General features: G+C 54.0%; 15 protein-coding genes and 3 tRNA genes. 11 read left to right on the forward strand and 7 right to left on the reverse strand.

The window, feature by feature from the left end; genetic code table 11:
• Window positions 1-434 precede the first annotated feature (434 nt).
• The 3 genes from ACN0UH_RS02590 to ACN0UH_RS02600 form a co-directional block, all read right to left on the reverse strand.
• Window positions 435-510, reverse strand: a tRNA-Lys gene (locus ACN0UH_RS02590).
• A 5-nt stretch (window positions 511-515) separates the two neighbouring features.
• Window positions 516-592 (reverse strand) — tRNA-Pro (locus ACN0UH_RS02595).
• A gap of 12 nt (window positions 593-604) precedes the next feature.
• Window positions 605-680 (reverse strand) — tRNA-Asn (locus tag ACN0UH_RS02600).
• Window positions 681-891: 211 nt separating this feature from the next.
• Between ACN0UH_RS02600 and ACN0UH_RS02605 the strand changes: the two genes are divergently transcribed.
• Together ACN0UH_RS02605 and ACN0UH_RS02610 are read left to right on the forward strand one after the other, a co-directional pair.
• A complete protein-coding gene (locus ACN0UH_RS02605) occupies window positions 892-3,267 on the forward strand; it encodes a DUF1631 domain-containing protein (protein ID WP_417660577.1) in 2,376 nt (791 codons plus the stop codon).
• Between the two features lie 9 nt (window positions 3,268-3,276).
• On the forward strand, window positions 3,277-3,609 hold the full coding sequence (locus ACN0UH_RS02610) for a PilZ domain-containing protein (RefSeq protein ID WP_417660578.1): 333 nt from the start codon (window positions 3,277-3,279) through the stop codon (window positions 3,607-3,609).
• A 628-nt stretch (window positions 3,610-4,237) separates the two neighbouring features.
• Here the strand turns inward: ACN0UH_RS02610 and clpB are convergent.
• The 3 genes from clpB to rluD form a co-directional block, all read right to left on the reverse strand.
• Window positions 4,238-6,802 carry an ATP-dependent chaperone ClpB gene (gene clpB / locus ACN0UH_RS02615; protein WP_087518162.1) on the reverse strand — a complete coding sequence of 855 codons (2,565 nt, stop codon included), beginning with the start codon at window positions 6,800-6,802 and terminating at the stop codon, window positions 4,238-4,240.
• A 309-nt stretch (window positions 6,803-7,111) separates the two neighbouring features.
• Window positions 7,112-7,849 (reverse strand): peptidoglycan editing factor PgeF, encoded by a 738-nt coding sequence (gene pgeF, locus ACN0UH_RS02620; RefSeq protein ID WP_417660579.1) that lies wholly within the window; start codon window positions 7,847-7,849, stop codon window positions 7,112-7,114.
• Window positions 7,846-8,820 (reverse strand): 23S rRNA pseudouridine(1911/1915/1917) synthase RluD, encoded by a 975-nt coding sequence (gene rluD / locus ACN0UH_RS02625; protein ID WP_417660580.1) that lies wholly within the window; start codon window positions 8,818-8,820, stop codon window positions 7,846-7,848. Before rluD ends, pgeF begins: the two co-directional genes overlap by 4 nt.
• A gap of 149 nt (window positions 8,821-8,969) precedes the next feature.
• Between rluD and ACN0UH_RS02630 the strand changes: the two genes are divergently transcribed.
• From ACN0UH_RS02630 to ACN0UH_RS02645, 4 genes are all read left to right on the forward strand, one after another.
• Window positions 8,970-9,965 (forward strand): outer membrane protein assembly factor BamD, encoded by a 996-nt coding sequence (locus ACN0UH_RS02630; protein WP_417660581.1) that lies wholly within the window; start codon window positions 8,970-8,972, stop codon window positions 9,963-9,965.
• Between the two features lie 201 nt (window positions 9,966-10,166).
• Window positions 10,167-10,406: a PP0621 family protein gene (locus ACN0UH_RS02635; protein WP_417660582.1), complete on the forward strand. Its 240-nt coding sequence runs from the start codon at window positions 10,167-10,169 to the stop codon at window positions 10,404-10,406.
• The gene (locus ACN0UH_RS02640) at window positions 10,396-11,994 is read left to right on the forward strand and encodes a two-component system sensor histidine kinase NtrB (RefSeq protein WP_417660583.1); all 1,599 of its coding nucleotides are present in this window, start codon (window positions 10,396-10,398) and stop codon (window positions 11,992-11,994) included. Before ACN0UH_RS02635 ends, ACN0UH_RS02640 begins: the two co-directional genes overlap by 11 nt.
• Complete coding sequence (locus ACN0UH_RS02645; protein ID WP_417660584.1) at window positions 11,991-13,328, forward strand: sigma-54-dependent transcriptional regulator; 1,338 nt, start codon at window positions 11,991-11,993, stop codon at window positions 13,326-13,328. The genes ACN0UH_RS02640 and ACN0UH_RS02645 overlap by 4 nt, the downstream gene beginning before the upstream one ends.
• Before the next feature lie 277 nt (window positions 13,329-13,605).
• On the opposite strand, the gene thiO is transcribed toward ACN0UH_RS02645, so the two are convergent.
• Window positions 13,606-14,697, reverse strand: coding sequence for a glycine oxidase ThiO (thiO, locus tag ACN0UH_RS02650; protein ID WP_417660585.1), 1,092 nt, complete (start codon window positions 14,695-14,697; stop codon window positions 13,606-13,608).
• A 221-nt stretch (window positions 14,698-14,918) separates the two neighbouring features.
• Between thiO and ACN0UH_RS02655 the strand changes: the two genes are divergently transcribed.
• From ACN0UH_RS02655 to ACN0UH_RS02675, 5 genes are all read left to right on the forward strand, one after another.
• Complete coding sequence (locus tag ACN0UH_RS02655; RefSeq protein WP_417660586.1) at window positions 14,919-15,443, forward strand: GspH/FimT family pseudopilin; 525 nt, start codon at window positions 14,919-14,921, stop codon at window positions 15,441-15,443.
• Between the two features lie 100 nt (window positions 15,444-15,543).
• The gene (locus ACN0UH_RS02660; protein ID WP_417660587.1) at window positions 15,544-16,023 is read left to right on the forward strand and encodes a GspH/FimT family pseudopilin; all 480 of its coding nucleotides are present in this window, start codon (window positions 15,544-15,546) and stop codon (window positions 16,021-16,023) included.
• Complete coding sequence (pilV, locus tag ACN0UH_RS02665; protein WP_417660588.1) at window positions 16,020-16,481, forward strand: type IV pilus modification protein PilV; 462 nt, start codon at window positions 16,020-16,022, stop codon at window positions 16,479-16,481. Before ACN0UH_RS02660 ends, pilV begins: the two co-directional genes overlap by 4 nt.
• Complete coding sequence (locus tag ACN0UH_RS02670; protein ID WP_417660589.1) at window positions 16,478-17,461, forward strand: PilW family protein; 984 nt, start codon at window positions 16,478-16,480, stop codon at window positions 17,459-17,461. Before pilV ends, ACN0UH_RS02670 begins: the two co-directional genes overlap by 4 nt.
• Window positions 17,458-17,934, forward strand: a complete 477-nt coding sequence (locus ACN0UH_RS02675) for a pilus assembly PilX family protein (protein WP_417660590.1) — start codon at window positions 17,458-17,460, stop codon at window positions 17,932-17,934. The genes ACN0UH_RS02670 and ACN0UH_RS02675 overlap by 4 nt, the downstream gene beginning before the upstream one ends.
• The last annotated feature ends 9 nt before the right edge of the window (window positions 17,935-17,943 follow it).

A 17,943-nucleotide genomic window follows, 5' to 3' on the forward strand; every position in this document is an offset into this window, starting at 1 on the left:
AAAGCGCTGTCCTCCCTACAGGATAAACATCATCCCGTAGGGTGTGACAACGCGAAGCTTGTCCACCAGAAGTCGCCAGACAGGCCAACACCTGCGCGCACATACGGCGGACAGAAAAGCGCTGTCCTCCCTACGGAATACACATCACCCGCAGGGTGTGACAACGCGAAGCTTGTCCACCAAAAATCTCCAAGCAACCATGATCCGTGGCCCATATGGCGGACAGAAAAGCGCTATCCTCCCTACAAGATAAACATCATCCCGTAGGGTGCGACAACGCGAAGCTTGTCCACCGACGATCCGATACAGAATAAATACCTGGCGCAACAAATTTCAGGCATAAAAAAAGCGCCTTATCGGCGCTTTTTTTAACTGGAACAGAGTGAATGACTCTGTTCCTAAGATTCAACTCTTATCAACAGCAAGAGCGAAAATGGTGGGTCGTGTGGGATTCGAACCTACGACCAATTGGTTAAAAGCCAACTGCTCTACCAACTGAGCTAACGACCCAAAAATGGTCGGGGTAGGGGGATTCGAACTCCCGACATCCTGCTCCCAAAGCAGGCGCGCTACCGGACTGCGCTATACCCCGATATTGAAAGCTTGGCTCCGCGACCAGGACTCGAACCTGGGACCCAATGATTAACAGTCATTTGCTCTACCGACTGAGCTATCGCGGAACTACATACCTTCAAAGCCTCAGATAAGCGTCTAGACTTAAGTCCTTTCCCGTATCTGAGGCGCGCCATTTTACGGTTTACGGCCGGACTGTCAACCCCCTTTTTTGCTTTTATGACAATGCTTTGCACGGCACCCAGTGACTGCTATATCTTCTATTAATAAAGCCGACGCAGGATGCAATGGCTGGAAGGACACTTGCTAGGAAAGTACATGAGCAATCCAGGCCCACCGAACGTTCACTCCATTTCAGGACAGGCACTTGCCAGCCGCGGCATTACCCCGCGCTTCGGTGTGCTGGTGCAGAGCTGCAGGCAATTGGTCATGAACCGGTTGGCCGAACACCTCACTGGTGTATTTGGCCAAGTGGACGACACCTTATTTGAGTGTGCTGAAAAGGCTGAAAATAATCAGGTGCAAACGCTGTTTTTTGACAATATGCGTGAGATACGCAAACAGCGGCCGCAAATTGAGCGCCTTTACCATCAAAAAATAGCCCAGAATTTTTCCGACTTTCTTGAGGGCAAACTCAAGCCCGCCGAAGCAATTAGCGAAATGAAGGCTGATAGGCTGAGCCTGATGCAGAACGAGGAATACGAGGAGAGCCTGCAAGTTACCAATATGGTAAGCCGGGTCAAAGCCCGCTGCGCCCAACCGTTATTCGCCTTGGAGCAACGACTTGCCCTGCTCAACAATGGGGTAAAACTGTTTGAGGACAACAATCCGTTCGGTCCGCAGATGATTGCCCTGGCCTTTCGCGAGGCGCTACAGCCCTGCCCTTTTCCGTTACGGATCAAGGTCATTCTCTACACCTTGTTTGACCAGCATGTGATGAACAGCCTCGACAGCATCTATGCAGGCCTGAATAAGCGCCTGATTGATGCCGGTGTTCTGCCTAATCTCAAATACACTGCGCCGCGCAACAGCAACTCAGCTGAGCCGGCAAACAGAGCTCCAAACCTGCAAGCGGATGCGCAGCCACACGATCAAAACTCGATCAGCTCAGGCACTAGCCAGCCGAACTACCAAACAACCGCAGGCTGGAGGATGTCGGGCTCCGAGCAAGGCTATGCACCACCTCCCGCTGCTGACGCTCCACCGCCCAGCGATCCGATGGCGCTGCTTAGCAGTTTGGCCTCATTGCTCAATGAGCATCGTCGACGCGCGCCCAACACGCCGCTGCAGGGCAACACGCGCAGTATCAGCAGTTTCGCCCCGGCCAGCGCCACGCGCACCTATAGCGCGAACGAGTTGATTGATGCGCTGAACAGGATGCAGCGCCAATCCGCTGATGACTTTGCCCAGCGCCTGCATCAACCACAGCAGGTCGACGGCCTTAAAGCAGACCTGCAAAGCCAACTCGAAGAGCACAGCGAGTTACCCGGCCAACAAAAAGTCTCGGATCAAGAAGCCGACATTATTGACTTGGTCGGCATGCTGTTTGACTTCATCCTTGACGATGACAACCTGCCCGACAATTGCAAAACCGCGCTATCCCACCTGCACACGCCGTATCTGAAAGTTGCGCTGCTTGATAAGGCGCTGTTCACCAAGCACCATCACCCAGCTCGCAAGCTGCTCAACAGCATGGCGCAGGCTGGAGTACTTTATGGCACAGAAGGTGACGAACGCGGTCTGATGGCCAAGATGCACTGGGTCGTTGAACGCGTTATCCATGGTTTCACCGGCGATTTTCAGCTGTTCGAAACCCTGCTCGAAGAATTCAACGAGTTCTCAACCACACTTAAACAAAAAGCTGATTTGCGTGAACGCCGAGCGGTAGAAGCCGCCAAAGGCCGTGACAAACTGCTCAGCGCTCGCCAACAAGCCGTTGAGGTAATCAGTGCGTCGTTGAGCAACCGCCAACCACCCGAGATTATTCGCAACTTTCTTGAACTCACCTGGACTGATGTCTTGGTCTTCGTTCTGCTGCGCCATGGTGACTCAAGCGCAGAATGGTCACGCTCGTGCGAGATTGCCGAACAACTGGCCTGGAGCGGCACACTGCTTGATGAGGCAGGCGCAAGCCACTTGCAGAATATACGTGTGCCTTTACTTGAGGACTTGAGCAAGGGCTTACAGCTGCTGGGCGGCTACCATGAAGACGGTATACGTCGCCTGCTTCAGGACCTGGTAACTTGCCAGCATGCCGTGCAAGCCAACCAACCCCAAGTTGCCGCCAAACTCAGCCCACAATTACTGGAAAGCCAACTAGGCGCCATGCTCGGCGAAGATGTAACGCTGGTTAGCCAAACTACATCCCTTTCCGGACTATCGCCACGCGCCCAAGCACTGGCTAAAGAGTTAAGTCACATCGCTTTTGATACCTGGTTTGAGTTTGTCACCGACGGGCAAACTCAGCGCCTTAAACTTTCATGGTTTAGCCCAACAACTCGTAATTACATGTTTGTTGATCACAGCGGGCAGCGTGTTGCGATCAAACCCTTGGCAATCCTCGCCACAGAAGTTGAGCAAGGACTTGCCCGGATCGCCCCCATCGAGCACAGCACTCCGCTAGTAGATCGCGCTCTGTCTTCAATTTATCGTGTGCTGCAGCGCTTTACCGGCCGCGCAGCCGAAACAACCTAAGGAGTCCACATGGAGGATCGTCGTCAGCGCAACCGGCAAAGTCCCGAGTTGCAGCTGGAAGTCTTCGACTTACATTCAGGACAACGCCTTGGCCGGGTCGTTGACCTGTCCAGCGAGGGTTTCATGTTGTTCAGCGATACACCACTCGCGGTCGATGCGCTCATTGAGTGCCGGATCGTCAGCGAGCAGTTGATTGAGGGTGTTGGCGAAGTCCAACTCGGCGCAGATTGCCTGTGGAGTCGCCCCGGTGCCGACAGTCAGCATTGCTGGGCTGGTTTTCATATCATTGATATCGCCGACGACCAGGCGGTATTGCTCGAAACCCTGCTCAAGCACCTATAAATCACGCCATACCACATATGGCGGACAGAAAAGCGCTGTCCTCCCTACGCAATACACATCACCCGTAGGGTGCGACAACGCGAAGCTTGTCCACCACAAATCACCACACAGAACCAATACCTGCGCACACATACGGCGGACAGAAAAGCGCTGTCCTCCCTACGCAATACACATCACGCGTAGGGTGCGACAACGCGAAGCTTGTCCACCAAAAATCACCGCACAGAACCAACATCTGCGCACACAAACGGCGGACAGAAAAGCGCTGTCCTCCCTACGCAATACGCATCACCCGTAGGGTGTGACAACGCAAAGCTTGTCCACCAAAAATCACCATACAGAACCAACATATGCGCGCACAAACGGCGGACAGAAAAGCGCTGTCCTCCCTACGCAATACACATCACGCGTAGGGTGTGACAACGCGAAGCTTGTCCACCAAAAATCACCACACAGAACCAACATCTGTGCGCACAAACGGCGGACAGAAAAGCGCTGTCCTCCCTACGCAATACGCATCACGCGCAGGGTGTGACAACGCGAAGCTTGTCCACCGAACGGGTAAACACTCCAACAAAAAAGCCCTGCAAATGCAGGGCTTTAGAGTTAGCGCAAATAGCTACGTGACTTAGATGAAGCTGATCTGATCGTCTACAACCGTGCCCTTCACCGTGGTTCCGGGTGCAAACTTGCCTGACAGAATCAGCTGCGCCAATGGGTTCTCGACCCAACGCTGCACCGCACGTTTCAGCGGTCGCGCACCATAAACCGGGTCGTAACCCACGGCGATAAGCTTATCCAACGCCTCATCACTCAACTCAAGGCTCAACTCACGCTCAGCCAGACGCTGATGCAAGCGGCTCAGTTGAATCTTGGCGATGCCAGCAATCTGCTCACGCGCCAACGGCTCAAACACCACCACTTCATCAATACGATTGATGAACTCCGGACGGAAGTGCGTGGTTACGGCGTCCATCACCGCAGCGTGCTGCGCTTCACGATCGCCGACAAGCTCCTGAATCTGTGCGGAGCCCAAGTTGGAAGTCATCACCACTACCGTGTTTTTGAAATCCACGGTACGGCCATGACTATCGGTCAGGCGACCATCTTCAAGCACCTGCAGCAGCACGTTGAAGACATCCGGGTGCGCTTTCTCAACTTCGTCGAGCAAAATCACCGAGTACGGCTTGCGACGCACGGCCTCGGTCAAGTAGCCGCCTTCTTCGTAACCAACATAGCCTGGCGGTGCACCAATCAGGCGAGCAACCGAGTGCTTCTCCATAAACTCCGACATATCGATGCGCACTAAGGCATCTTCAGTGTCGAACAAGAACTCGGCCAACGCCTTGCACAGCTCGGTTTTACCCACCCCGGTTGGGCCGAGGAACAGGAACGAGCCACTTGGCCGGTTCGGGTCGGACAAACCAGCACGCGAGCGCCGCACGGCGTTGGCCACCGCAACCACAGCCTCGTTCTGGCCGATAACCCGCTGATGCAGCAGATCTTCCATTTTGAGTAACTTGTCGCGCTCACCTTCGAGCATTTTCGACACAGGAATGCCGGTCCACTTGGAAACTACTTCGGCGATCTCTTCCTCCGTCACTTTGCTACGCAGCAGTTGATTCTCGGTCTTGCCGTGCTGATCAACCATTTGCAGGCTGCGCTCAAGATCAGGAATCACGCTGTATTGCAGCTTAGCCATGGCCTCAAGATCACTCTTGCGGCGAGCCGCCTCAAGCTCTTGGCGAGCCTGTTCAATTTTCTGCTGAATTTGCGCAGAACCCTGAACCTCGGCTTTTTCCGACTTCCAGATATCCTCCAAGTCCGCGTATTCGCGCTCAAGGCGGGCAATATCATCCTTCAGCTTTTCTAAACGCTTGAGGGTTGCTTCGTCGTCTTCTTTTTTCAGCGCTTCACGCTCAACTTTTAGCTGAATCAAGCGCCGCTCAAGGCGATCAAGCACCTCAGGCTTAGAGTCAATCTCCATACGAATGCGGCTGGCCGCCTCGTCGATCAGATCGATGGCTTTGTCAGGCAATTGCCGATCGGTAATGTAGCGATGGCTCAGCTTGGCCGCCGCAATAATCGCGCTGTCGGTGATCGCTACGCGGTGATGCACTTCGTAGCGCTCTTTCAATCCGCGCAAAATCGCGATGGTGTCTTCTTCACTCGGCTCGTCGACCAATACTTTTTGGAAACGGCGCTCAAGTGCAGCGTCCTTTTCGATGTACTGGCGGTACTCATTGAGCGTGGTTGCACCGACACAATGCAGTTCGCCACGGGCCAGCGACGGTTTGAGCATATTGCCCGCATCCATCGCGCCTTCGGCCTTGCCTGCACCGACCATGGTGTGCAGCTCATCAATAAACAGAATCACCCGGCCTTCCTGCTTGGAAAGCTCGTTGAGCACGGCCTTCAGGCGCTCCTCAAATTCACCACGGAATTTGGCACCGGCAATCAATGCACCCATATCCAGCGACAGCAAGCGCTTGTCCTTCAAACCATCCGGCACTTCGCCATTGATGATCCGCTGCGCCAAGCCTTCGGCAATGGCGGTTTTACCGACACCGGGTTCACCGATCAATACTGGGTTGTTTTTGGTACGGCGTTGCAGAACCTGAATGGTCCGGCGAATCTCATCATCACGGCCGATTACCGGATCAAGCTTGCCCTCTTCGGCCAGTTTAGTCAGGTCAACGGTGTATTTATCCAGCGCCTGACGCGATTCCTCAACGTTCGGGTCGTTAACCGCATCGCCACCGCGCAGGTTATTCACTGCGTTTTCAAGGGCTTTTTTACTCACGCCCTGGCCCAGCATAAGCTTGCCAAGCTTGGTGTTGGCGTCCAGCGCAGCCAACAGCACCAACTCACTGGAGATAAACTGGTCGCCCTTCTGCTGCGACAAGCGATCTGCCTGATTGAGCAGACGTGCCAAGTCCTGCGACATGTTCACATCGCCGGTTGGGTTTTGAATTTTACCGAGATGATCAAGCTCTTTGCTCAGCGCCTGACGCAAACTGTGTACGTCAAAGCCGACCTGCATCAGCAACGGCTTGATCGAGCCACCCTGCTGATCGAGCAGCGCCTGCATCAGGTGCAGCGGCTCGATTGAGGCATGGTCAAGGCCGACGGCCAAAGATTGGGCATCGGACAGCGCGAGTTGTAACTTACTGGTTAAACGATCTATTCGCATGGCGTCATCCTTCCTTTAAAAAGCAGGCCGCGCTGTAAATCGCGCTTGTGAGCACTTGATCAGTATTTAATCAAGGAAGCCTGCTGAGATGGACAATAGATGAGGCTGTCAAGGCTGTTTTTCAAGTCCAACTGACAAATACCTTCAAGTGGTCAAGCAAGTACTTCAGTTGATACAACCTAAATACTTGGCGCCACGTCTGGCTGACAGAAAAGCGCGACCTGCCTTGATTCCGTAGGGTGCGGCAACGCGAAGCTTGCCCACCGATGTTCAACACTACGGCAAATATCGCTAGGCAATGGTAGGTCGCTAGTCCGCCAGCCAGACTAAAGAGGCAAAACGCCCAGTGCGCGATGCCTGGCGGTAGGAATAGAAGCGCGGATCACTGTAGGTGCAAAATCCGCCGCCATACACCGCAGTCACACCCCGCGCAGCCAGCCGAATTCGTGCCAGCTGATAAATATCAGCCATAAAGCGTCCGGCATTGCGACTTGGCACAAAGGCCTCGGCAGCTTGCGGATGTTGGCTGACAAACGCCTCACGCACTTCAGGGCCAACTTCAAATGCATCAGGTCCGATTGCCGGGCCAAGCCAGACCAAGGTTTCAGCCGGATCGAATGCCAGCGCATCCAGCGTAGCTTCCAGCACACCGCCAGCCAAACCGCGCCACCCTGCATGCGCGGCGGCCACGCGAGTGCCGGCAAGATCGCAGAACAACACAGGCAGGCAATCCGCTGTCATCACGGTGCAGGCTACGCCGGGTGTTTGCGTCCAACTGGCATCAGCCTCGATGACACGACTGTTGTCAGCCTCGGCAACCACAACCCCATGCACCTGACTCAACCATGCGGGCTGACAACCGACCTGACTCATCAAGCGCTGGCGATTTTTAGCCACGGCAACCGGGTCGTCATCAACATGCAGACCCAAATTAAGGCTGGCAAAGGGTTCTTGGCTGATACCGCCGCTGCGGGTTGTGACACAGGCATTGACCCGCACAGGGGCGGGCCAATCAGGAATCAACCAATCATGAGCAACGCGTTTCACCCGACGAACGCCTCGCGATCCTGACGCAGCAGGGTCAGCAGCCAAACCAAGTCGTCTGGCAGTGCTGATTCCCACTTCATGCGTTTGCCGGTGACCGGATGATCCAACTCCAGAAACCGTGCATGCAGTGCCTGGCGTGGAAACTCTTTCAAGCTTTGCACCAAGGTTGGGCTCGCCGCTGGGGGAATACGGAAGCGTCCGGCATAGACAGGATCACCGATCAGCGGAAAGCCAACATGACTCATGTGCACACGAATCTGGTGAGTACGCCCGGTTTCCAGCTTGACCCGGGCATGGGTATGCGAGCGGAAACGCTCAAGCACGCGATAATGGCTGATTGCCTGCTTACCGCCATCGGTCACGGTCATGCGCTGACGCTGCGACGAACTGCGGCCAATCGGCGCATCAATCTTGCCGCCCGCCGTAATTACGCCGATCACCACACATTCATAAATTCGACTAACGGTACGTTTTTGCAACTGGTCGACCAATTGCGTCTGCGCCTGAATATTTTTTGCGACCACCATCAAGCCGGTCGTGTCCTTGTCCAGACGGTGAACGATACCAGCACGTGGCACGTTGACGATGTCAGGAACATGGTGCAACAAAGCATTGAGCAGGGTGCCATCAGCATGACCCGCAGCCGGATGTACCACCAAACCTGCAGGCTTGTTGATCACTAAAATATCATCGTCTTCGTAAACGATATCCAACGCGATATCCTGCGCAACCCACTCACCTTGGGCCTCTTGCTCGGCATTTAGCTCAAGCTGGGCACCACCGTGAACGATATCGCGCGGGCGAATGACTTTGCCATCGACCGTCAGCAAACCCTCTTTAATCCACGCAGTCAGGCGCGAACGCGAGTGCTCCGCAAAGAGTTGCGCGGCGATTTGGTCAAGGCGTTGACCGCCCAAATCGGTCGGTACTTCGGCACTTAATTGTATGGACTGCTTATTTATAGATGACATGCTCTGCAACGGCGGGGGGCATAGCCTTTGGTTTCAGCTACGCGCTTGTGGTTAAATACGGCGTCTTTGCCCCCGGGAGTGCCAGGGGCGCCCATCATAACAGGACGGCTTTGTTCAAGACAGCCGCCGTCACAGGGACGCAAGCCGCCATGCAAGTGAAACACCTGCTGCTGATCGCTATTCTCGCCATTACTGCCGCCTGCTCATCCAATGAGACGCTGGATGACAACCTCAGCGAGTCTGAGCTGTACCAGCAGGCCCAAGCGGATCTCGACAATAATAGCTACACCAGCGCCGTGACCAAGCTCAAGGCTCTGGAGTCGCGTTACCCATTTGGTCGTTATGCTGAACAAGCGCAGCTAGAGCTGATCTACGCCTACTACAAAAATGCTGAGCCAGAAGCCGCGCGCTCTGCCGCTGAGCGTTTTATCCGGCTGCACCCACAGCACGCAAACGTTGACTATGCCTATTACATGAAAGGCTTAGCGTCGTTTGATCAGGATCGTGGCCTGCTCGCACGTTTTCTACCGCTGGACATGACCAAGCGTGACCCGGGTGCCGCGCGCGACTCTTATAATGAGTTTGCCCAGCTGACCAGCCGCTACCCGAACAGCCGCTACTCGCCAGACGCCAAGCAGCGCATGATCTATCTGCGCAACCTGCTGGCAGCCTACGAAATTCACGTAGCCCACTACTACATGAGCCGCCAAGCGTACGTGGCTGCTGCAAACCGTGGCCGTTATGTAGTGGAGAACTTTCAGGAAACGCCAGCTGTTGGTGATGGCTTGGCAGTGATGGTTGAGTCTTACCAGCACCTGACGCTGAACGAATTGGCGAAAAGCAGCCTGGAAACGCTGAAACTGAACTACCCAGACCACGCCAGCCTTGAGGATGGCGAATTCGTCCCACTGCGTCAGGATGATGATGACCGCACCTGGCTGAGTAAAGTCACCTTGGGATTGATCGAAAACGACACGCCACTGCCGCCGGGCGAGACTCGTGCCAGCCAGGACGTTATCCGTCAGTACGAAGAAGCTGAAGACCAGATCCCGGATGAGTTGAAAGATGTTGATCAACAGCTCGATGAAGCCGAAGGCAAAGACCGCTCATGGTTCAGCTACATGACATTCGGCCTGTTCGATTGATAGAAATGCGTAATCACAGAGGAGGCCATAACCGGCCTCCTTTTTTATTGCGTCACTAAAAACGATGCAAGCCATACAACACAGCATCCGGGCCAAAAAAACCTGTCACCCGCATAACAGATGTACGTTAGCGTGAAGTAACGACTGTGCCGCACGCGCGCGCTTGGTTAAACTGCTGCTATCAATTAAGAAGAGTCTGTTATGGGCCTATTTCGCCTGCTTTTTATCCTGGCAATTGTCGCAATGGTTTACTGGCTATGGCGGCGCTTCATGCAAGCCAAGCGCACAGCCAATCCGAAACAGGCAACCAAGCCAGAACCTATGGTGCGCTGCGCACACTGTGGCGTGCATCTGCCCCGCCAGCACGCAATAGCCAGTGAGCAGCAATGGTTTTGCAGCACCGAGCACCTAAAACAGGGTTCTGACCAAGGTGGTAAATGACGCGCTGGCCCTGGGCGGTACCCAGGGCATACGAATTCTCAAGCTGTATCACCTCTACAGGCTGATCATCGGCCTGCTGTTGGTCCTGCTGATTTCAAGCGAAATGGATATACAGCTGCTGGAGATGACCCACGCCACGCTGTTTCGTAACGTCAGTTGGTTTTATCTGATATTCAATGTGCTGGTTACCCTTGCAGTCCAGCAACCCAAACGCTCCATGCAGGTTGTCAGCCTGGCAATGGTCGACGTTATTCTGTTGTCGTGCCTGTTTTATGCGGCCGGCGGCACGCCCAGCGGTATCGGCAACCTGCTGATCGTTGCAGTCGCCATCTCTAACATCCTGCTACGCGGGCGCATCGGTATCTTTATTGCCGCCACCGCCGCGGTTGGTTTGATCTATCTGACGTTCTACCTGAGCCTCAGCCGCCCCGCCGCCGCCAGCCAATATATCCAGGCTGGCGCGCTGGGAGCGCTTTGTTTCGCGGCAGCCTTGTTTGTTCAAGGGATTACCCGACGCCTGCATGACAGTGAACAGTTAGCCAGCGCGCGCGCAGCAGACGTTGCGGGCCTGGAAATCCTCAATGCGCTGATCATTGAGAGAATGCGCACAGGCATTCTGGTCTTGGACAACATGCACCGTGTGTTGCTGGCCAATCACGGGGCGCTGACGCTGCTCGGCAGTGACAATCTGGCGGGGAAAATTCTTGATCCGCACACCCCTGAACTGATCAAGCGCCTGCAACAGTGGCGCCAAAACCCGGCCATGCGCCCTGCCAGTCTGCAAGCGTTCGCAGACGGCCCTATCGTGCAGCCAAGCTTTGTCGCACTGCAACGCGGGCAACAACGCCACATATTAGTGTTTCTCGAAGATATCTCGCAGATAGCTCAGCAAGCCCAGCAGCTCAAACTCGCATCTCTTGGTCGCCTAACCGCCGGTATTGCTCACGAGATCCGCAATCCACTCGGAGCGATAAGCCATGCCGCGCAATTGCTCCAGGAGTCTGAAGAGCTTACCCAGCCAGACCAGCGATTGGCACAAATCATTCACGATCACACACGACGCATGAACCTGGTGATTGAGAACGTGCTGCAGCTTTCGCGCAGACGCCAGTCGGAACCTCAACTGCTCGACCTCAAGTACTGGCTGCACCGCTTTGCCAGCGAGTTTCGCAGCACCATGCCCGCGAACCAAACCCTGCACCTGGATACCCAGGTCGGTACCATTCATACACGTATGGACCCCAATCAGCTGACTCAGGTACTGAGCAATCTGGTCCAGAACGGCTTGCGCTACAGCGCCCAAAAGAACCCGCGGGGCCAGGTTTGGTTGCAACTGTTCCGCGAGCCCGAGCGCGACCTTCCGGTACTGGAAATCCTTGATGATGGACCAGGCGTTTCGCCGGAGCAGAATCAGAATATCTTCGAGCCCTTCTTTACCACCGAAGCCAAGGGCACCGGCTTAGGTCTGTATATTTCTCGTGAACTCTGCGAGAGCAACCAGGCCCACATTGACTATAAACCCCGCGAAGAGGGTGGCAGCTGCTTTCGCATCACCTTCGCCCACGCCAGCAAACTGAGCTTACAATGACCCGCCAGAGAGCCCTGATCGTCGACGATGAACCGGATATCCGTGAACTTCTTGAGATAACTCTGGGCAGGATGAAGCTCGATACACGTTGCGCACGCAACGTTAAAGAGGCGCGCGAATGGCTGGCCAAGGAACCCTTTGATTTATGCCTGACCGACATGCGGCTACCCGACGGTACGGGTATGGACCTGGTGCAATACATCGCCCAACGCCACCCGCAAATGCCTGTTGCGATGATTACCGCCTACGGCAGTCTTGATACTGCAATCAATGCACTTAAGTCCGGTGCTTTCGACTTTCTCACCAAGCCAGTCGACCTCGGTCGTCTACGTGAACTCGTCGCCACCGCGCTACGCATTCAGGCTGCTGACGGCAAGGAAGTCCCGGTAGACAGTCGCCTACTCGGTGACTCGCCTCCCATGCGCACCCTGCGCAAGCAGATCCACAAGCTTGCACGCAGCCAGGCGCCGGTCTACATCAGTGGCGAATCCGGTAGCGGCAAAGAACTCGTGGCCCGGCTCATCCACGAACAAGGCCCGCGCAGCGAACAACCTTTTGTGCCGGTGAACTGTGGCGCGATTCCTTCTGAGTTAATGGAAAGTGAATTCTTCGGCCACAAAAAAGGCAGCTTCACGGGCGCGGTAGAAGATAAACAAGGACTGTTTCAAGCGGCAAATGGCGGCACGCTGTTTCTCGACGAGGTGGCAGATTTACCCTTGACCATGCAGGTCAAGCTGCTGCGGGCAATCCAGGAAAAAGCAGTGCGCACCGTCGGCGGCCAGCATGAAGTGGTGGTTGATGTGCGCATTCTTTGCGCAACCCACAAAGACTTGGGCGCCGAAGTTGCGGCCGAGCGTTTTCGTCAAGATTTGTTCTACCGGCTTAACGTGATCGAACTCCGGGTCCCGGCATTGCGCGAACGCCGCGAAGACATCCTGGAACTTGCCGATGTCATGCTTAAGCGCCTGTCGAATGGTGGCGGAGCAACCGCTGCGACGCTGCAACCCGAAGCCTTGGAAAAACTTAAGAGCTACCGTTTCCCCGGCAACGTGCGCGAGCTTGAAAACATGCTCGAACGCGCCTACACGCTCTGCGAAGACGATCAAATCACCGCAGCAGACCTGCGCCTTGCAGATGCCGGCACCTCGTTCGAACAAGGCGAAGCCAACCTGGCGCAAATAGACAATCTGGAAGATTACCTGGAAAATATCGAGCGCAAACTCATCGTCCAGGCCCTGGAAGAAACCCGATGGAATCGCACGGCGGCGGCGCAACGGCTCGGCTTGAGCTTTCGCTCGATGCGCTACAGGCTGAAAAAACTCGGAATTGACTGACCGGCCCGGTGGACAAGCTTCGCGTTGTCGCACCCTACGCAGGCAACTCCACCCTGTAGGGCGGGCAACGCTTTTCTGCCCGCCATTTGCGCCGTGCAACTCGGTTGCGCGGCGAATTCTGATGGACAAGCTTCGCGTTGTCGCACCCTACGCAGGCAACTCCATCCTGTAGGGCGGACAGCGCTTTTCTGTCCGCCGTTTGCGGCGTGCAACTCGGTTGCGCGGCGAATTCTGGTGGACAAGCTTCGCGTTGTCGCACCCTACGCAGCTTGGAAGATCAAAGCCTGCCTTCGGGCGCGTAAGGCGCGGGGTCGATTATCGGTGTACGGCCCAGCATTAAATCAGCCAGCAATTGGCACGATGCAGGTGCCAAAACCAAGCCATTACGGTAATGACCACAATTTAGCCAAAGCCCTTCAATCTCAGGCAGCGGACCAATAAACGGAATGCCTTCAGGCGAACTCGGGCGCAAGCCAGCCCAGTGACCAACCACTTCGGCATCCGCCAACGCAGGCAAAAGCTCTTCAGCAGAGGCCTTGAGACTAGCCAGCGCTATATCGGTAGGCGTTTTATCAAAGCCTTCATGTTCAAGCGTACTGCCAACCAGGATGTGGCCATCGCGACGCGGGATTGCATAGCGCCCCTTTGCCAGCACCATGCTCGGCAAAAAGTCAGCGGCACACTTATAGAGAATCATCTGCCCTTTAACCGGCTCGACCGGCAATTCAATCCCAAGGGACTTAAGTAACTCGCCGCTCCATGCGCCCGCAGCAAGCACAACTTGATCCGCCATAACTGGGCCTGCAGCAGTTTGCACCCCAACAATTCGATCGCCTTCCTGAATAAACCCGCTGACTGGGCTGTGCTCTTTCAGGGTGACATTTGGCAATTTCAGCAACGCTGCGCGCAACGCCTTAACCAGTCGGGGGTTACGCACGTTGGCTACATCCGGCATATAAATCGCACGTTTATAACCCATTCCTAAAGCCGGTACTGCCGCGTGAACTTCAGTGATATCTACAGCTTTAAGGACTTTTTGTGCCGAGCCAGCCCAGGCCAAAGCCTCATGTTCATCGTCAAGATCCAGCCAATACAAACCGGTCGAATACACCTCGGGATCAATGCCTGTGACCTCAAGCAAATGCTCGCCCAGTTCAGGATAAAAGTTCTGCGACCACTGCGCCAAAGCCGTTACCGCATCGCTGTATCGCCATGGATAAAGCGGCGAAACGATACCACCGCCCGCCCAAGATGCCTCGGTACCGACGGCTGCGGACTCAAGCAAAACCACATCGCAGTGTTTCGCCAAATTCAGCGCTGACAAAAGACCGATAACACCACCACCAACAATGACAACTGCTCCCCCCACTAGCTTCACCCTCGCTTATAAAACCGCTGAAACAATTGCGCTAGGCGCAGAAACGCTAGCAATGAGCCAAACCATACAGTTGATAGCTGAACCTAAAGCCGGTAGCCACCGTAAACGCATTTGATACCTACTTGGAAAAAATAAGCCACCTGCGCTCAGTCGCTTATCCAGTCGTGTAGCTCTATTCAACGAGATCAAAGCCTTAACAATCAAGGTTCGTCATGAAATGCTCAAAACAAGATGCCTTCACCCTAATCGAACTGCTTGTCAGCCTCAGTGTACTTGCAATTCTATTAAGCCTAGCGACTCCAAGGTTCAGTAAACTCATAAACAATCAGCGAGAAGCCTCTCATACCAACCAATTAATTCGAGCCCTCAATTTCGCACGCACAACAGCCATTACCAAAAACATCATGGTGAGCCTCTGCACTGGAAAAACTGATTGCATCGAACGCCCCAATTGGCAAACCGACTTCATTATATTCACTGACAACAATCGAAACGGCCTACTCGACCACGACGACAAATTGCTTAGGCAAGAGACCCTGCATGAAAATTACAGCTGGGTATGGAGCAACTTCCGTAACCAGCGGCACATGAGCTTTAGAGCAGACGGAACAACCTACAGCCTGAATGGAACATTTACTCTCTGTGAAAATACCACTCCGGTTAGACGCCTCATACTTAATGCCGCCGGACGAGTACGGCTTGCCACCCCCAAAAGCGTGAACAACTGCACACCCTAACCCCGTCCAACCACCTTAACCGACCGAATATCCCCCCGACGCTTTATTGGAGCAGGCGGTGCTGTAAAGATAGGCGCTGTAAAAATACCCGAGACGCGCTATGCCTCACTCCAAGGGCTTCACCTTAATTGAACTGATGGTCACAGTCGCAGTGCTTGCAATTGTGATAACAGTTGCAGCGCCATCCTTTAGCAATCTACTGGCGGATAACCGTGCATCTGCTTTAGCCAACGAACTGCAAGGAGCTCTGCAACTTGCACGCTCTGAGGCAATAAAACGGCGCCAGAATGTAACTGTATGCCGCAGCAATGCTGCTCAAGATGATTGTGCGGATGGCACAAACTGGGCGAACGGCTGGTTAGTTGAATTGGCAAATGGCGACATTCTCAAAGTATGGGATCCCGCCTCTGGAGCCACCATTACCGGCCCCACTGCCGGGATCAGCTTCCGCAGCAACGGATTAAGCTCAAGCGCCGAACAATGGTCAGTAACGCCGCCAAATTGTAGCGGTCAGCAGCGGCGCACCCTGTCAGTCAATACAACAGGTAGCACATCATCGACTAAGGGGTCCTGCCAATGACTAGATCCTTACTGCCTCGACAAAATGGGGCAACCTTGATCGAAGTTCTGATCACAGTAGTCATTTTATCGATTGGCCTAATTGGCCTTGCAGGACTGCAAAGCACAAGCGTACAGAGCAATCAAAGTGCTTATTACCGTTCACAAGCAACAATACTTGCTTACGATTTGGCCGATAGAATGCGTGCAAACCGCACCCAAGCCCTGAAAGATGATTATGTAATCGATTTTCCGACTTCAGCTAGCAATAATGGGGTTACCGGCAGCCAAGCCGATAAGGACCTTGCACAGTGGCTGAATAACCTGGCATTGAACCTGCCTGATGGCACTGGAAAAGTTGAACGCAGTGACACGCTGGTCACTATATCCGTTCGGTGGGATGACAACCGTGGCCGCATCAAGGCAACTGATGACGAGTCAACCAACACTGAAATATTTGTCTATCGGACCGAAATATGAACGCGCTTTCCATCAGTAGGCAGCGAGGCCTATCTCTGGTTGAGTTGATGATTGCTATCACACTCAGTCTGCTATTGATTTTGGGGGTAACCCAGATATTTCTCTCTAGCAAACAAACCTACAGCACTAACAATGCATTATCACGCGTACAGGAAAATGGCCGTTTTGCCATCGAATTTCTAACGCAAGATATTCGTAACACAGGATACAAAGGGCAGTGCTTAGGTGAGCCACTCAATCATTTAACCAATGATCAAAGTGGCCTATTGAATCTTACTTCAGCACTTAAAGGCTGGAATAACATTGCAACAAAACCCAGCCACCTCAATGGAACGCCATTGGGAGGTACAGATGCGATACTGGTTAAGCTCGCCGCCGGAGTTGGTGACATTGCTGCGGACACTACCAATACCGCCGCTTCAGAAGCCGTTGGTTTCAGTACTAACCCGGGGATACCCGAAGGCGCCATCACCCTGATCTCCGACTCGATATCTTGCGATCTGTTCCAAAATACAGCAGCCGCTACTGAAAATGCGGTTTCGCGAGACGGGGGAATAAACACAAACGCAGACTGGACGCATGATTACACCGCAGAAACTGAAGCGCTAACCGTTCAGAATGCGACCTACTATATCCGTGCAAACGCAGGGCGCCAGCCATCCCTTGTAAGGGAGCGTTTGGCGGCTGGCGGCACAACCTGGAATACAGAAGAGTTAGTTGAAGGCGTGCAGGACATGCAAATTCTCTACGGTATTGCCGGCATCAACATGCAAGTTACTGACTATGTACCGGCACAAAGTGTGACCAATTGGGAAAATGTAGTTTCGGTACAAATTAATCTCTTAGTTACCAGCGCTGAAACCAACGTGTTAGCGGAAAACCAAGTCATTGCGTTCAATGGTGCGGATGTAACCATTGATAACCGTCGACTGGCCCGTATCTTCTCTACGACTATCGGCATTCGGAATCGCCTGCCATGAATACACTTACTACTTTAAACAACTCAAAGCAGCAAGGTGCAGTTCTTATCGTTGCTTTAATTATGCTGTTGCTATTAACCATTATTGGAATTAGCAGTATTCGCGGCACTGCACTGCAAGAGAACATGGCAGGCAACATGCGCGATAGCAATCTGGCTCTGCAAGCATCAGAAGCGGCACTACGCAAAGGCGAGCAACGCGTAACAGAGAAATTTCTAGCGGGAGAACTCAACACGTTAGAAGCGCAGCCAGAGGCTGGTTCCTACGCTGACTTTCCAGGCACCGCTGAAGACCCAACTTATACAATAACTCTGCTCGCTAAAATCCAAACAGGCACTGAAGCGGGTGTTCCTATTGATGAAGAAGGTGCCCTCGTCAGGGTTGAGTCCTCGGGCTACGGCCTGAACACAGACTCGGATGACTCGCCTAGTGTCGAAAGCGAATTGCGCTCTACATTCTTGGTTGAACAATGATCACTTTGC

The organism is Pseudomonas sp. (assembly GCF_048265905.1).
In the GTDB taxonomy this organism is placed as follows: Bacteria; Pseudomonadota; Gammaproteobacteria; order Pseudomonadales; family Pseudomonadaceae; genus Aquipseudomonas.

Excerpts from the sequence above, each read along its gene's own strand:
- ACN0UH_RS02605 (WP_417660577.1), top strand. The coding sequence starts at position 892 with ATGAGCAATCCAGGCCCACCGAACGTTCACTCCATTTCAGGACAGGCA.
- ACN0UH_RS02610 (WP_417660578.1), top strand. The coding sequence starts at position 3,277 with ATGGAGGATCGTCGTCAGCGCAACCGGCAAAGTCCCGAGTTGCAGCTG.
- clpB (WP_087518162.1), bottom strand. The coding sequence starts at position 6,802 with ATGCGAATAGATCGTTTAACCAGTAAGTTACAACTCGCGCTGTCCGAT.
- rluD (WP_417660580.1), bottom strand. The coding sequence starts at position 8,820 with ATGTCATCTATAAATAAGCAGTCCATACAATTAAGTGCCGAAGTACCG.
- ACN0UH_RS02630 (WP_417660581.1), top strand. The coding sequence starts at position 8,970 with ATGCAAGTGAAACACCTGCTGCTGATCGCTATTCTCGCCATTACTGCC.
- ACN0UH_RS02635 (WP_417660582.1), top strand. The coding sequence starts at position 10,167 with ATGGGCCTATTTCGCCTGCTTTTTATCCTGGCAATTGTCGCAATGGTT.
- ACN0UH_RS02645 (WP_417660584.1), top strand. The coding sequence starts at position 11,991 with ATGACCCGCCAGAGAGCCCTGATCGTCGACGATGAACCGGATATCCGT.
- ACN0UH_RS02655 (WP_417660586.1), top strand. The coding sequence starts at position 14,919 with ATGAAATGCTCAAAACAAGATGCCTTCACCCTAATCGAACTGCTTGTC.
- ACN0UH_RS02660 (WP_417660587.1), top strand. The coding sequence starts at position 15,544 with ATGCCTCACTCCAAGGGCTTCACCTTAATTGAACTGATGGTCACAGTC.
- pilV (WP_417660588.1), top strand. The coding sequence starts at position 16,020 with ATGACTAGATCCTTACTGCCTCGACAAAATGGGGCAACCTTGATCGAA.
- ACN0UH_RS02670 (WP_417660589.1), top strand. The coding sequence starts at position 16,478 with ATGAACGCGCTTTCCATCAGTAGGCAGCGAGGCCTATCTCTGGTTGAG.
- ACN0UH_RS02675 (WP_417660590.1), top strand. The coding sequence starts at position 17,458 with ATGAATACACTTACTACTTTAAACAACTCAAAGCAGCAAGGTGCAGTT.